The following is a 13,679-nucleotide window of genomic DNA, read 5'->3' on the forward strand; positions in this document are numbered from 1 at the left end:
TTTGGGAGGATGATCAGTATGGTAAAATTGGTCGCTCTGTACAAACAACCGGAAGACAAGCAAGCGTTTGATAAGCATTATTTTGAGGTTCACCTGCCATTGACCGAAAAAATGCCCGGGTTGATCAAAACGAAAGTAACCAAGTTTTCAAGCACTCCGATGGGAACCGAGTCCCCGTTTTATTTGCAGGCCGACATGTACTTTGAGTCGGAGGAGGCACTCCAAGCGGCAATGAAATCCCCTGAGGGCAAGGCGGCTGCCAAAGATGTGATGTCCTTCGCCGGAAAGCTGATTACCATGATCATCGGGGAAGAGGCGGAAGCTGAGTGAGCGGGTCGTGGCTGACAACACCGGCAGTGGTTGGCGCCGGTACGATGGGGATGGGGATTGCGGAGGTGCTGGCGGCGGCCGGCTATCCGGTGTTGGTATGGGAGATGTTGCCGACGATGATGGAGCGCGCCCGCAAACAATTGAAGGAGCGGTTGGCGGCGCGGGTAGCCAAAGGACGCTTGTCCGCTGAAGACGCGGAGGGGATGTTTGAGCGCATCCAACCGGTGGAGAGTCTTGATGAGCTGGCGAAATGTGAGCTGGTGATTGAAGCGATCGTGGAGAGCTTGGAGGCAAAGCAATCCTTATTCGCGCAGTTGGATGAGCTTGTGTCCCCCACCGCAGTCCTTGCTTCCAACACCTCTTCGCTGTCGATCACTGCGATCGCCGGTGCCACCAAGCGACCTGACCGGGTGTTGGGTATGCACTTTTTCAATCCAGCGCCTCGCATGCCCTTGGTCGAGGTCGTACATGGTGCGCAAACAGCGCCCCACATTCTTGAACAAGTCTACGGGTGGTTGTCTGGCCTGGGCAAAGTGCCGGTGCGGGTGGCAGATGCTCCCGGCTTTCTGGTAAACCGGGTAGCCCGTTCGTACCATACCGAGGCAGTCAAGTTGGTTGCCCAGCAGTCAGCTCGCAAAGAGCAGGTGGATCGCATTTTGGAGGGAGCTGGCTTTCCGATGGGGCCCTTCAAACTGCAAGACCTGATCGGAATCGATGTCAATTTGGCGGCGTCTGTTTCCGTATATGAAGCGACTTTTCATGAAGCGCGGTTCCGTCCGCATTATCACCAACAGCGGATGGTGGAACAAAAGGCGCTAGGACGCAAGACGGGAAAGGGGCATTACGAGTATGGCGGATAAGGTGGTGATTTTGGGGGATGGCCCTTTCCGGGAGCCGCTGGCAACATTTCTCGCGTCGCAGCAAGTAGCTTGCATCTCGCCGGAGCAGGCGGATGGCCGTGACGTGTTGGCAGTGATTGATGTGCAAACCGGGTGTGACGGGGGCAAACGCGATTGGCTGGTCGGTGCGGAGCGCGTGATCTCCGAGCAGACGCCCATTTTCACCTCTGTCTTGCACCGGACGGCTACCGAGATCGCCTCTTGGTTGGCCCATCCCGGGCGGGTGGTGGGATTTTCACCCGTGCAGTTCGCGGACATGCCGGTGGTCGAAGTGTGCCGCCCCCTGCAAGCGGAGGAGGATGCCAGCTGGACAGATCATCTGCAAGTACTTGCTGGTTGGGGGAAAGAGGTAGAAGAAGTGGGAGATGAGCCGGGGTTGGTGTTTCCGCGTACCTTGGCGCTATTGGTAAATGAGGCGGCTTTTGCACTGGCGGAAAAAATCGCTGACAAAAAAGATATCGACTTGGCGATGCGCAAAGGAACCAATTGGCCGTACGGGCCGCTGGAATGGGCAGACCGCATCGGCATCGACCAGATTGTCGCCATATTGACCGGATTGGAGAGGGAGCTGGGAGAAGAGCGTTACCGTCCGGCGCCGCTGTTGCGCAAAATGGTTTACGCCGGGTATCTGGGCCGGGCCAGCGGCCGCGGGTTCTACTGTTATGATGAGCAGTCGGTGCGGAAGGGAGCAGAGGGATGAGGCGTCGTGAAGCGGTGATAGTGGATGCCGTGCGCACCCCGATCGGCCGATATCGAGGGGGACTGAGTCGGGTGCGCCCCGATGATCTGGCGGCTCATGTCATTCGGGCTTTGGTTGAGCGCAATCCGCAACTGGATCAAGCAGAGATCGAAGATGTTGTGTTCGGATGCGCCAATCAAGCGGGGGAAGACAATCGGAATGTGGCTCGGATGGCGCTGTTGTTGGCTGGATTGCCAGAAGAAATCGGGGGAGTCACGGTAAACCGTTTGTGCGGTTCGGGATTGGAAGCGATCAATCAAGCTGCGGCGGCAATCCAGATGGGGAGCGGCGATGTGATGATTGCCGGGGGAGTGGAGAGTATGACCAGGGCGCCGCTGGTCATGATGAAGCCGGAGCAAGGATGGGCCCGTGGTGATCAGGTGTTGGTGGACACCACTTTGGGTTGGCGGTTCATTAATCCCCGGTTAGCGGCGCGCTATGAACCGATCAGCATGGGAGAAACCGCAGAAAATGTGGCTGAAAAATGTGGCATCACCCGCGAGGAGCAAGATGCATTTGCCTATCAAAGCCAAAAGCGGGCTGAACAAGCACGCGTGCGAGGCACGTTTCAGGCAGAGCTGGTGCCTGTACCGGTGGCAGAGGAAAAGGGGGAAACCGTCTGGGTATCTGCGGATGAACACCCCCGGCCTCAGACGACTCTCGCCAAGCTGAGCCAGCTTCCACCGGTGTTTCGGTTAAACGGCACGGTGACTGCTGGCAATTCGGCAGGTATTAATGACGGAGCGTCAGCACTATTGCTGATGGAACGTGAAACGGCCATTCGCTTGGGTTGCCGTCCGTTGGCCCGTGTGGTGGCATTTGCTGTGGCTGGTACCAACCCGCTGACCATGGGGCTGGGGCCGGTACCTGCTGTGCGCAAAGTGTTGGCGCGGGCAGGGCTTACGGTGGACGATCTGGATTTGATCGAACTGAATGAAGCATTTGCCGCCCAAGCCCTTGCTTGCATACAAGAATTGGCGTTGGACCCGGACAAAGTGAATGTCAATGGCGGCGCGATTGCACTTGGACATCCACTTGGAGCCAGCGGCGCACGAATCATGACGACATTGGTACACGAGTTGGTACGACGAGAAGGGCGATACGGTTTGGCAACCATGTGTATTGGTGTGGGACAGGGGATTGCCACGGTGATTGAACGTATTTGAAGCATCTTATCAACCAAAGGAGCGTGTGACATGCATATGGAGAAAGTGGCTCTTTTAAAAGAAAAATACGATTTGCTGATCAATGGAGAAGCTGTACCAGGTAGCTCCGGCGAGACGTTCACCGTCTACAATCCGGCCACGGGAGAAGCGATTACGGAAGTGGCGAAAGCGACCCGTGCGGATGTGGATCGTGCCGTGGAAGCGGCTCGTGCGGCTTTGACGCAAGGCAAATGGGCACGCTGGCCCGCTTCGCGCAGAGGACAAATCTTGAACAAGATTGCTTCCATCATGCGGAGCCGTTTTAAAGAATTGGTGGAGTTAGAAGTGTTGAATACGGGGAAAGCGCTTTCCGCGGCTAAAGGGCAAGTGATGCAGGCGATTGAAGACTTTGAGCTTTACGCGGGGGCAGTCTCCACCATCCAAGGTCACACCAAACCGGTGCCAAACGGATTTTTCCATTATTCGGTCAAAGAGCCGGTCGGCGTGTGCGCGCAAATTATCCCTTGGAACTATCCATTGATGATGGCGGCATGGAAAGTGGCTCCCGCCCTGGCCGCAGGATGCACAATCGTTTTAAAACCGGCGAGTTTGACGCCATTGACCGCGCTCGCTTTGGCCGATATTTGCCATGAGGCAGGGGTGCCCAACGGAGTGATTAACGTCATCACGGGAAGCGGCTCGGATGTGGGAGCGTACTTGGTGGAACATCCCGGGGTGGACAAAGTGGCGTTTACCGGGGAGACGACGACGGGTAAAGACATCATGGCTAAAGCATCCGAAACATTGAAACGGGTTACGCTGGAGCTGGGAGGAAAATCGCCGAACATCATCTTTGCTGATGCTGATTTGGAAGCGGCGGTCAACGGTGCTGTCTTTGGAATCTATTACAACACCGGGCAATCCTGTGAGGCGCGGTCCCGCCTGTTGATTCACGAGGATATTTATGACGCGTTTATCGAACGATTTATTGAGAAAACAAAACAATTGCGTCTGGGTGATCCGTTCAGCGAAGAGACCCACGTGGGAGCGGTGATTTCGCAAGCGCAATGGGATACGATCCATAGCTATGTGCAAGCGGCGGAAGCGGAAGGAGCACGGGTTCTTTGCGGCGGTAAGCGGCCCGAGGGGAAAGAGTTTGAGCGGGGGCATTGGTATCTGCCTACTTTGATTGGCGATGTGACCAATGACATGCGAGTTGCGCAAGAAGAAATCTTCGGACCGGTAGTCGTGGCAATCAAATTCAAAGATGAGCAAGAAGCGATTCGTTTGGCCAACGACACCGTGTACGGATTGGCGGCAGCTGTTTGGACGCGCGACCACGCGTTGGCCCACCGGGTGACCGGACAGTTGAAGGCGGGTGTCATCATGGTGAACAATCCCTTCTCCACTTTCCCAGGCTTGCCGTTTGGCGGATATAAGCAATCCGGGTTTGGCCGGGAGCTGGCGCTGGAATCGCTGGACTTGTACATGGAAACCAAAAGCGTGCTCTCTTATGTCGGGCCAAAACCGCTCAACCCTTTTGGTCTATAGGAGGAAGAGCATGAAGCAGGGGCTGGAACCAGGACATCAAGAAACCATCTCCATTGTCGTAACTGAGGAGATGGCCGCCTCTTTCGCCGGGCAGATGGTGCATCCGGTTTTGTCCACGGTGCATATGGTGTACTACATGGAGTGGGCTGGCCGCAAAGTGATTCTGCCGTTTTTGGAAGAGGGAGAAGAAGGGATCGGGGCTACCATTCACATTCGTCACATCGCCCCCGCCCCCATCGGCAAACGGGTGGATTTCACTGCGACGGTCATTGAGCGGACTGACAACAAAGTGGTGTGCCAAGTGAAAGCCGAACACGACCGGGCCGTGGTGGGAGAAGGGGAATTTGTGCAGGTTATTCTGCCACTCTCCAAGATCGAGGCCAACATCAATCGGATGAAATAAGTGCAAACCGCCGCAATATATTGCGGCGGTTGCTGATTTTATGGAAAAATGATGTGGGCAAAAAAAATTGAAAGTACCTGTTGACATTATCTTAGACACATGATAAATTTATAAATGTCGCTACGACATAATGAAATTTCATAAACGAGCCGAAGTGGCGGAATTGGCAGACGCGCACGACTCAAAATCGTGTTCCCTCAAGGAGTGTGGGTTCGAGTCCCACCTTCGGCACCATATTTAAACTAGAGATGATTCTCTGGTTTTTTTATTTTTGCCAGATTTACTTGATCGCACGCCAAGGATAAGAACAATAAAAAAATGTATGTAAGGTTGTTGACTTTATCTACAATGCGTGCTAAATTATATCTTGTCGCTTAAACCATGACTGTGAATAAGTTTGTCGGGATGTGGCTCAGCTTGGTAGAGCACCTGGTTTGGGACCAGGGGGTCGCAGGTTCGAATCCTGTCATCCCGACCATTTTCTTTGTTTAACGCCGTGATGCGATGAAATATATATCCATCGGGATGTGGCTCAGCTTGGTAGAGCACCTGGTTTGGGACCAGGGGGTCGCAGGTTCGAATCCTGTCATCCCGACCATTTTCTATTTGTTTAACGCCGTAGCGCGATGAAACATATATTTATCGGGATGTGGCTCAGCTTGGTAGAGCACCTGGTTTGGGACCAGGGGGTCGCAGGTTCGAATCCTGTCATCCCGACCACACAAAAAAGGAGGCCGTCTAAAGGTCTCCTTTTTTATTTTGCCGTTTTTTTCGATGCGGTTGGCAATAAGTGGTGTTCGATGAGATGGGAGACAGCATGTTCATCATGGCGAGCCACGATCACATCTGCCTGCTTTAAGACTTCGGGATGTGCATTGCCGACTGCAGCCCCCAGACCGGCCAATTTCAACATGTCCAAGTCGTTGCAGTGGTCGCCGATTGCGGCCAATTGTTTCGGCTCCATCTCTAGTTGCTCTATGAGCTTAGCGGCGGCCGCTCCCTTGGACATACCGCGCGGCAATATTTCAAAATAATTATCGTAAGACAGAGTGGCGTCGATTGGGAAGGCGGTCAGCGTGTCCGACCATGTGATCACTTGGTGCATTTCCTGCGGATCAGCGATAACAACCAGTTTGAGGTACGGGACATCTGGGAGATCATTAAACGAAGGCAGAGACACCACGTTCAGGTCTTCCGTTTTTTCAGCGGCTAAGGCGGCTTCCGTAGCGGGACGTAGCTGGGTGATATAGATGGCGTCGATGCCATAGATGATCAAGTCCATCGGACAGGATAAGCGTTCTAAGGCGTTGGCTACCAACTGCCGGATCATGTCGGCTGGCAATGTGGATACAGGTGACAAGTGTCCGCTTGCCGGATCAAACAGCAGTGCTCCGTTGCAGAGAATGACTGGAACCTCCAGGCTTAATTCGTCAATGAAGCGTTTTGCTTCCATATAGGTGCGACCGGTGGCCAGAGTGAAGATGCCCCCGTGCTCCCGAAACCGTGCGATGCTACGTTTGTTTTCCGATGATATCCGATTGCCGGTGCCAAGCAAAGTGCCGTCAACATCAGATACCAACAAGGGATAAGGCAACAAACTCATCACAATCCACTCCTTTATCTCTTTCAGTGTACGGGTATAAGGTCAAGCGGAAATTGAGAAATGATTCATTTTTGATGAAGCTTGCCAACCAAGTATATCATGCCGAAGCTCTCTTCGCCGCCCTTTCCATTGGCGGCCGCACATCGTACAATGAAAAGGTCTTGACAACACGTTCCGCCGCCAGTGAAAAAACTTGGGACAAATAGAGAGGAGATAGAGAGGATGCAGATGGGATTGGATGAATTATTTCATCGGGTGCAACATTGCACGATGTGCAGATTGCATGAGCGGCGAACACAAGTGGTCCTTGGAGAAGGCAACCCCCATTCCCCGTTGATGATTGTGGGTGAAGGGCCGGGAGCGGACGAGGATATCCAAGGGCGCCCCTTCGTCGGGAAAGCCGGGCAGTTGTTGAACAAGATGTTAGCGGCGGCGGAAATCCCGCGGGAACAGATTTACATAACCAATATTGTGAAATGCCGTCCGCCAGGCAACCGGACGCCGACCGAGGATGAAATGAACACTTGCATCGTCATTTTGCGGCGGCAATTTCTCGTGATTCGTCCCAAAATCATTGTGACATTGGGCTCGGCTCCCACCCGGGCATTGATTGATCCTAAGGCGAGAATCACCCGTGTCCGCGGTCAATGGGTGGAGAAGAAAGGTGTGCGGTTCATGCCGACGTTTCACCCGGCATACCTGTTGCGCAATCCGGAAGCCAAACGGGAGGCCTGGGCGGATTTTCAGCAGATTCGGGACGCATACAAAGAAGTGTTGGCCGGTATGAACAGTTGATGAAGACGTGTCTGGTGAATGGGTAAGCAGGATTACACGTGACAGCGCTCATTGAGAAAAAGGCTTTTCCTTCCACTGCACCGCTTGTTTGCCAGGCATGCCCCATACGCAGAATAAAGGAAGCAGGTGATCAGACGATGGAACGATTGCGGAGCATCCTGACCCGCATCGATGGAAAAGGATACAAAGCGTATAAAGATTTAACAGGAGAATATCGGTTTCCCCACTTCCAATTGTTTGTCGACTATGTGCAGGGAGATCCTTTTGCCTCGCCGTCCCGCATACGCGTGCGCATTCCCGGTGCACGTATCTCTTGGAAACAGGATTGGATGGCAAGCACTTTCCGCAGGACGGCCCTGGAAGACTGGTTTGTCCGCAAATGGGTACGACAGCTTGACCGATCGGCACCCCGTATCTCAGGCACAGGCAAAAGCGGCCTGATCGCCATTGATCGTCCTGGGCAAGCGATTTTACAGCGTACGGCAGTCGTCGTTACACCGGAGTGGTTGGAAGCACGCCTCCACATCGGGTTGCCGGCGCGGGGGCGGACGGTGATGGGCAAAGCTGCCGCTGAGATGTTGTGTACCGTGTTGCCTCAGTGTGTCCAGCAAGTGGCGACCCTGAGTGAAGCGGATCAGCGGGCCATCGAGCAGCGGATGTGCTTGGTGGACAATCAGCAAGCGATTCGCCAAGCGATGCGCGAACGGGGTTGGGTGGCGTTTGTGGCAGATGGGGCAATTTTGCCACGCGAAAGCGGCATCAGTGACCGACCCTTGCGCGGAGAGCAGGTCATACCGTTTGCCGCTCCCCCGTCCCTGCGACAAACCGTGCCGGTTCCACATGGGGAATCCATCAGCGGGATGGCGATTCCCCGCGGAATCACCTTGATCGTCGGCGGAGGATATCACGGTAAAAGCACCTTATTGCAAGCGATGGAACGAGGTGTTTACAACCATATTGAAGGAGATGGACGGGAATATGTGCTGACCGATCCCGACACGGTCAAGGTGCGTGCAGAGGACGGGCGCCGAGTAGAGAGAGTAAATATTTCACCCTTCATCAATCAATTGCCTTTGATGCGAGATACGACACGTTTTTCCACCGAGGATGCGAGTGGTAGCACCTCGCAGGCTGCCAACATCATGGAGAGTTTGGAAATGGGTTGTCGTTGCCTGCTGATAGACGAGGACACCAGCGCCACCAACTTTATGATTCGCGACGCCCGAATGCAGGCCTTGGTAGCTAAAGGAAAAGAACCAATTACTCCATTCATCGACAAAGTGCGTCAGCTGTATGAAGAAAAAGGCGTGTCCAGCGTGCTGGTCATCGGTGGATCAGGAGATTATTTTGATGTGGCTGATCTTGTGATCATGATGGATCAATACCTGCCTCAAGATGTGACTGCTAAGGCGAAAGAGATTGCTGGCAACCAACAGAGCGGACGTGTGCGGGAAGGCGGTGCGACTTTCGGGGAGATCACTGCCCGTTCACCGTTGGCCAAAGGGCTGGAAGCGGATCGCAAAGGGCGGGAAAAAGCGGAAGCGAAAGGCCGACATGCCATTCTTTACGGTACGCAGGCGGTTGACTTGTCTGCCAGTGAGCAATTGGTGGATACCAGCCAGACCAGAGCGATTGCACTGATGATGCGTTGGATCGGCGAACGTGCAGATGGACGAGCGAGTTTGCGGCAGCTGATTGAAGCTGGTTTGAAAGAGGTGGAAGCACACGGATTGGATGTGCTTTCGCCATTCCGAGGGAAGCATCCGGGTGATCTGGCTTTGCCGCGTAAGTATGAGATCGCCCAAGCAATTAATCGCTTGCGTTCTCTGCATGTAAAAGGAGGGGACAAAGGATGAAGGAAGTGATCATCTATACCGACGGTGCCTGCTCACACAATCCGGGGCCGGGCGGATGGGCGGCGGTGCTCTTGTATGGTCAGCACCGCCGGGAGATTTCCGGAGGGGAACGGGAGACGACGAACAACCGGATGGAATTGATGGCCGTCATTGAATCCCTCAAGTTGCTGAAGGAACCATGCCGGGTCAAATTGCATTCAGACAGTGCTTATATCGTGAATTGTTTTCAGCAAAAATGGTATGTCAAATGGATCAAGAACGGTTGGATGACCGCAGGCAAAAAGCCAGTTGAAAACAAGGATTTGTGGCAGGAGTTGCTGGCCTTGTGCGAGGAGCATGAAGTGGAGTTTATCAAAGTGAAAGGGCATAGCGATGTCGAATTGAACAACCGCTGTGATGAATTGGCCCGCGCGGCCGTGCCGAGATAGGGGAGAAACTGGCAAGAGCGCAGGGAGATCGCCATGGTATAATAACATCTCGAATTGTCGACGGAAGGGGCAGGTGCCGCCAAGCGGAACAACATCTAAGGAAAAGGAGGGGACCGTGTGAACAGTGCAGATTTGAAACAGAAACTCATCAGCAAAGCAAAAGAAATCGGCATCGACAAAATCGGATTCACCACCGCTGACCCATTTATCGCGTTGCGGGAGCGGCTGAAAGAGAGTCAGGAGAAGGGATATGCATCAGGATTTGAAGAGCCGGACATCGAGAAACGGGTTAGACCAGAACTGTCGTTGCCCGAGGCTAAATCGATTATTGCCATCGCACTGGCCTACCCCTCCAAACTGAAGAATCCACCCCGTTCGGAGTCGGGTGCGTATCGAGGCATTTTCTGCCGCGCGTCGTGGGGCGAGGATTACCATCATGTTCTGCGGGAGAAGCTGAGCTTGCTGTCCGTTTATCTCCAAGAGTTGGTGCCTGATGCGCGAACCCAAGTGATGGTGGATACAGGAGCTTTGTCAGATCGCGCGGTTGCCGAGCGGGCTGGTATTGGATGGAGCGGGAAGAATACATCCATCATCACGAAGGAGTTCGGCTCATGGGTGTATCTGGGGGAAATGATTACGGATGTATACATTCCACCTGACACACCGGCCACAGATGAATGTGGGGATTGCACAATCTGCATCGATGCCTGCCCCACTGGGGCAATTGTGCAGGCAGGGCAGTTGAATGCGCAGGCCTGCATCGCCTATCTGACCCAAACAAAGGGTTTTCTGGCGGAGGAATATCGGAGTAAGCTGGGCAATCGTTTGTACGGGTGTGACACGTGCCAAACGGTATGCCCGAAGAATCGTAAACGCCACTTTGACCATCAGACTGCGTTTCAGCCGGATCCCGAAAAAGTGAAGCCGCTGTTAAAGCCGTTGCTCCAGATGAGCAATCGAGAGTTTAAAGAGAGATTTGGACGGATGTCAGGGGCTTGGCGTGGCAAAAAACCGATTCAACGCAATGCTATCATCGCGTTGGCTCATTTCAAGGATCAAACGGCGATTCCCGATCTGGTGCGGCTATTGGCAGAAGATCCTCGCCCGGTGATTCGGGGTACTGCCGCATGGGCTTTGGGGAAAATCGGCGGAAAAGAAGTGCTGGAAGCATTGCAAAAAGCCCAGGAAAAAGAAGGGGACCAGGAGGTCCTGCATGAGATCGGCAAGGCATTGGACATGGCGCAAAACGCATGAAAGTACACAACCCCCCCCGGCGGGACGTCAATGTGACCGCGGGGGGTTGTTGTGTAGGTAGCATCTGTTGCCGGTTCATCTGGCAGACGGAGGCTTTTTCACCACGTCCGCCAATAGATTTTTTCCACTTGATGGTTGGCACCTTTTTTTATGATGAGTTTGGCCCGATGGCGCTGGGGATGGATGTAGGTTTGCAAGTTGGGCAGATTAATCTCCTGCCAAGCTTGCTCGGCAATAGACAGGGCTTCTTCATCAGGCAACTGGGCCAAATCGTAATAATATGATTGTGGCGCATTGCGCGCCAGATTCCGAAACTCCTGAAACCGTTTCATAAACCAGTGAAACAAGTGCTCCGGCTCTGCGTCAAGATAGATGAGCAAATCAAACAAGCTTTGGATCGGCGTAGCGGACAAGGTTGTTTGCGGATGAAGCAAGTTGACACCTTCAATCAGCAAAATGTCTGGTGCAGCAATGGATTGCGACTGATCGGGAACAAGATCATACAAAAGGTGCGAATAGACGGGAATCTCCACTTCATCTGCGCCGGTCTTTATATCCAACATGAATTGGAGGAACCGCTTCCAGTCGTAACTCTCAGGAAATCCTTTCTTCTCCAATATGCCCCGCTCATGCAAGATGCGGTTGGGCAATAAAAAGCTGTCCGTCGAAACAATCTCCACACGGGGTTGTTCGGGAAAACGGTGGAACAACTCTTTCAACACTTGGGCGAAGGAGCTTTTGCCCGAAGCACTGCTGCCCGTGATGCCGATCAGATAAGGGATGTTGGGCCAAGGGCGTTGGAAAAAGTTCTCCCACATATGTTGCGATGATCTCGTTTGCGAGAGTTGGAGATACAACAATTGGGAGAGAGGAAGATACACCTCGGCCATTTCTTCATCAGAAACCAGCAGCGAGAGCGGAGCGGATGGCAAATGGGAGGATGCCGTATATGCGGGCAACCACTGTTGAAAGCTTTGCCGGTCAAATGTAAAAAAGGCCTTATTTGACATGCGATCACCTTTTTTCCAGTAATGGTCTCATCAACCGTGTGAGAGAAGGTTTCCTGTGCGGCGGGATGCGGTTCTCTTGAAGTAAGGGAAACATTTTCTTTCATTATAGTGGATTTGTGGGGGAACACGCACAGCACAACGAGGCTGATTGAAAGAGCAAGGAGTTGATAAACGGCAAAAAATTCAGATAAACATAGAAAATGGGCTCCTTGCAACGGGGTAAACCTTTGATGCGTCAGCATCTGAAATGTTTTACATACGAGCAGTATGGATGAGAATTTCTTCCGCTAAGGAATTCATGTGCCAATTCGGAGTGAAAAGAGGTAAGATAGATGGGAGGAGAGAGTAGAGCTTGACTGTTCATGTTTTGAAAAAAATGAAACTTCCTATGCATTGGTAACGTCTATTTTAATTGGAATCAGTAGATTGCAGTGGGATATTGTCTCGCGAAAGTCATAATTTCATTGTAAAATAACAAAGACTTGCAAATAGGGAGGGTTCCTTTGATGACCCCTGGGTCACAGAGCATAGTCTGGAGTCAAATTGACAGTCCGATCGGGCCGCTAACCTTGGTAGCCAGTCACCACGGTTTGTGTCATATCATGTTCAGCCGCAAAAACTCGCCAACAAGAGGCTTGCAGATGTGGTTGAACAATTGGTTTCCAAATCCGAGATTGGAACGGAACGATCACGAGTTGCAACCGTACATCATCCAGTTGGAGGAATATTTCAGACGGGAACGGCGCGAGTTCGACCTGCCGATTGATTTATACGGAACGCCATTTCAAAAGTTGGTCTGGCGTTATTTGCGTACCATTCCTTACGGGGAAGTTCGCAGTTATAAAGAGGTGGCCCAGGGCATTGGCGCTCCCAAGGCGGTGCGCGCGGTGGGTGGGGCTAACAATAAAAATCCCGTTTCCATCGTGATACCTTGCCATCGAGTGATCGGTTCCAATGGGTCACTGGTAGGGTATGGTGGTGGACTCCATATCAAGGAATATTTGCTTACTTTAGAAGGCTGGCTTAAGCCAAACGAAAGGGACTGAAGTGGAGCAGCGTAGGCTGCTTTTTCTTTTTGTAATAGATGCGCACTCCTTCTCATAAAGGTTTTATAAAGATGGGAGGAGTGGGAACATGGCTTATGATCGGGCACGCGCGGTGGAGTATGCAGAAACGTTTTGGAGTCGGCCCAACCCTTACTACAAGGCGTTTGCGGACGATTGCACCAATTTCGTGTCACAATGCCTGCGAGCTGGAGGATTACCCATGGCCCGCGGTTGGTGGTATCGGCGGGGGCGGAACGGACAGGCGAGTTGGAGTCACTCGTGGGCGGTGGCCCATTCGTTGTGTCTCTTCTTGAAGCGTGGCGGACCGACGGGGAGAACGCGGGAGGTAGGGGATGTCGGCCAGTTGCAATTGGGGGACGTAATCTGTTACGACTGGGAAGGAGATGGCCGGTGGAATCACAACACCATCATCACCGCGTTTGCCGAGGACGGTAGTCCGTTGGTCAACGCCCGCACCATCAGCAGGCGGCATTTCCCATGGGATTACAAAGCCTCTCATGCATGGACCCCGCAGACGCGCTACGCTTTTTTACATATTGAATAGGTTGCGGTAAAATAGGAACGTGATCGAGTCATAGATAGATGGAAGGGATGTCGCT

At 53.0% G+C, this 13,679-nt stretch carries 14 protein-coding genes and 4 tRNA genes; 16 read left to right on the top strand and 2 right to left on the bottom strand.

Translation table 11 applies throughout. From position 1 onward, the window contains the following. Window positions 1-18: 18 nt before the first annotated feature. From EDC32_RS00970 to EDC32_RS01015, 10 genes are all read left to right on the top strand, one after another. Window positions 19-330 (top strand): EthD family reductase, encoded by a 312-nt coding sequence (locus EDC32_RS00970; RefSeq protein WP_022737872.1) that lies wholly within the window; start codon window positions 19-21, stop codon window positions 328-330. Continuing rightward, entirely contained in the window at window positions 327-1,190 is an 864-nt protein-coding gene (locus EDC32_RS00975) for a 3-hydroxyacyl-CoA dehydrogenase family protein (RefSeq protein ID WP_246026811.1), read from the top strand. The genes EDC32_RS00970 and EDC32_RS00975 overlap by 4 nt, the downstream gene beginning before the upstream one ends. Next, a complete protein-coding gene (locus tag EDC32_RS00980) occupies window positions 1,180-1,929 on the top strand; it encodes a 3-hydroxyacyl-CoA dehydrogenase family protein (protein ID WP_132219660.1) in 750 nt (249 codons plus the stop codon). Before EDC32_RS00975 ends, EDC32_RS00980 begins: the two co-directional genes overlap by 11 nt. After that, entirely contained in the window at window positions 1,926-3,134 is a 1,209-nt protein-coding gene (locus EDC32_RS00985) for a thiolase family protein (protein ID WP_132219661.1), read from the top strand. The genes EDC32_RS00980 and EDC32_RS00985 overlap by 4 nt, the downstream gene beginning before the upstream one ends. A 30-nt stretch (window positions 3,135-3,164) precedes the next feature. Then, a complete protein-coding gene (locus EDC32_RS00990) occupies window positions 3,165-4,664 on the top strand; it encodes an aldehyde dehydrogenase family protein (protein WP_132219662.1) in 1,500 nt (499 codons plus the stop codon). A 10-nt stretch (window positions 4,665-4,674) separates the two neighbouring features. Then, entirely contained in the window at window positions 4,675-5,067 is a 393-nt protein-coding gene (locus tag EDC32_RS00995) for a thioesterase family protein (RefSeq protein WP_022737875.1), read from the top strand. 148 nt (window positions 5,068-5,215) lie between these two features. Further along, window positions 5,216-5,301: transfer RNA gene (locus EDC32_RS01000), tRNA-Leu, on the top strand. Window positions 5,302-5,468: 167 nt separating this feature from the next. Beyond that, a tRNA-Pro gene (locus EDC32_RS01005) sits at window positions 5,469-5,545 on the top strand. A 43-nt stretch (window positions 5,546-5,588) separates the two neighbouring features. Next, a tRNA-Pro gene (locus EDC32_RS01010) sits at window positions 5,589-5,665 on the top strand. A 45-nt stretch (window positions 5,666-5,710) separates the two neighbouring features. Beyond that, a tRNA-Pro gene (locus EDC32_RS01015) sits at window positions 5,711-5,787 on the top strand. A 34-nt stretch (window positions 5,788-5,821) separates the two neighbouring features. On the opposite strand, the gene EDC32_RS01020 is transcribed toward EDC32_RS01015, so the two are convergent. Next, the gene (locus EDC32_RS01020) at window positions 5,822-6,670 is read right to left on the bottom strand and encodes an HAD family hydrolase (RefSeq protein ID WP_132219663.1); all 849 of its coding nucleotides are present in this window, start codon (window positions 6,668-6,670) and stop codon (window positions 5,822-5,824) included. Between the two features lie 222 nt (window positions 6,671-6,892). Here EDC32_RS01020 and EDC32_RS01025 point away from each other — a divergent pair, with 222 nt between their 5' ends. The 4 genes from EDC32_RS01025 to queG all read left to right on the top strand — a co-directional run bounded on the left by EDC32_RS01025 (window position 6,893) and on the right by queG (window position 11,003). Further along, window positions 6,893-7,465 carry a uracil-DNA glycosylase gene (locus EDC32_RS01025; RefSeq protein ID WP_246026812.1) on the top strand — a complete coding sequence of 191 codons (573 nt, stop codon included), beginning with the start codon at window positions 6,893-6,895 and terminating at the stop codon, window positions 7,463-7,465. A gap of 137 nt (window positions 7,466-7,602) precedes the next feature. Then, window positions 7,603-9,321, top strand: a complete 1,719-nt coding sequence (locus EDC32_RS01030; RefSeq protein WP_132219664.1) for an ABC-ATPase domain-containing protein — start codon at window positions 7,603-7,605, stop codon at window positions 9,319-9,321. Then, complete coding sequence (rnhA, locus tag EDC32_RS01035) at window positions 9,318-9,749, top strand: ribonuclease HI (protein ID WP_022737879.1); 432 nt, start codon at window positions 9,318-9,320, stop codon at window positions 9,747-9,749. The genes EDC32_RS01030 and rnhA overlap by 4 nt, the downstream gene beginning before the upstream one ends. Window positions 9,750-9,866: 117 nt before the next feature. Then, complete coding sequence (gene queG, locus EDC32_RS01040; RefSeq protein WP_132219665.1) at window positions 9,867-11,003, top strand: tRNA epoxyqueuosine(34) reductase QueG; 1,137 nt, start codon at window positions 9,867-9,869, stop codon at window positions 11,001-11,003. Between the two features lie 98 nt (window positions 11,004-11,101). Here queG and coaA read toward each other — a convergent pair whose 3' ends face one another. Beyond that, window positions 11,102-12,013 (bottom strand): type I pantothenate kinase, encoded by a 912-nt coding sequence (gene coaA, locus EDC32_RS01045; protein WP_132219666.1) that lies wholly within the window; start codon window positions 12,011-12,013, stop codon window positions 11,102-11,104. Between the two features lie 506 nt (window positions 12,014-12,519). Here coaA and EDC32_RS01050 point away from each other — a divergent pair. Together EDC32_RS01050 and EDC32_RS01055 are read left to right on the top strand one after the other, a co-directional pair. Beyond that, window positions 12,520-13,059, top strand: coding sequence for a methylated-DNA--[protein]-cysteine S-methyltransferase (locus EDC32_RS01050; protein WP_102991639.1), 540 nt, complete (start codon window positions 12,520-12,522; stop codon window positions 13,057-13,059). Between the two features lie 88 nt (window positions 13,060-13,147). Next, window positions 13,148-13,624, top strand: coding sequence for an amidase domain-containing protein (locus tag EDC32_RS01055; RefSeq protein WP_132219667.1), 477 nt, complete (start codon window positions 13,148-13,150; stop codon window positions 13,622-13,624). The last annotated feature ends 55 nt before the right edge of the window (window positions 13,625-13,679 follow it).

The sequence above is a fragment of the Laceyella sacchari genome (assembly GCF_004343255.1).
Classification (GTDB): Bacteria; Bacillota; Bacilli; order Thermoactinomycetales; family Thermoactinomycetaceae; genus Laceyella; species Laceyella sacchari.

Excerpts from the sequence above, each read along its gene's own strand:
- EDC32_RS00970 (WP_022737872.1), top strand. The coding sequence starts at position 19 with ATGGTAAAATTGGTCGCTCTGTACAAACAACCGGAAGACAAGCAAGCG.
- EDC32_RS00980 (WP_132219660.1), top strand. The coding sequence starts at position 1,180 with ATGGCGGATAAGGTGGTGATTTTGGGGGATGGCCCTTTCCGGGAGCCG.
- EDC32_RS00985 (WP_132219661.1), top strand. The coding sequence starts at position 1,926 with ATGAGGCGTCGTGAAGCGGTGATAGTGGATGCCGTGCGCACCCCGATC.
- EDC32_RS00990 (WP_132219662.1), top strand. The coding sequence starts at position 3,165 with ATGCATATGGAGAAAGTGGCTCTTTTAAAAGAAAAATACGATTTGCTG.
- EDC32_RS00995 (WP_022737875.1), top strand. The coding sequence starts at position 4,675 with ATGAAGCAGGGGCTGGAACCAGGACATCAAGAAACCATCTCCATTGTC.
- EDC32_RS01020 (WP_132219663.1), bottom strand. The coding sequence starts at position 6,670 with ATGAGTTTGTTGCCTTATCCCTTGTTGGTATCTGATGTTGACGGCACT.
- EDC32_RS01025 (WP_246026812.1), top strand. The coding sequence starts at position 6,893 with ATGCAGATGGGATTGGATGAATTATTTCATCGGGTGCAACATTGCACG.
- EDC32_RS01030 (WP_132219664.1), top strand. The coding sequence starts at position 7,603 with ATGGAACGATTGCGGAGCATCCTGACCCGCATCGATGGAAAAGGATAC.
- rnhA (WP_022737879.1), top strand. The coding sequence starts at position 9,318 with ATGAAGGAAGTGATCATCTATACCGACGGTGCCTGCTCACACAATCCG.
- coaA (WP_132219666.1), bottom strand. The coding sequence starts at position 12,013 with ATGTCAAATAAGGCCTTTTTTACATTTGACCGGCAAAGCTTTCAACAG.
- EDC32_RS01050 (WP_102991639.1), top strand. The coding sequence starts at position 12,520 with ATGACCCCTGGGTCACAGAGCATAGTCTGGAGTCAAATTGACAGTCCG.
- EDC32_RS01055 (WP_132219667.1), top strand. The coding sequence starts at position 13,148 with ATGGCTTATGATCGGGCACGCGCGGTGGAGTATGCAGAAACGTTTTGG.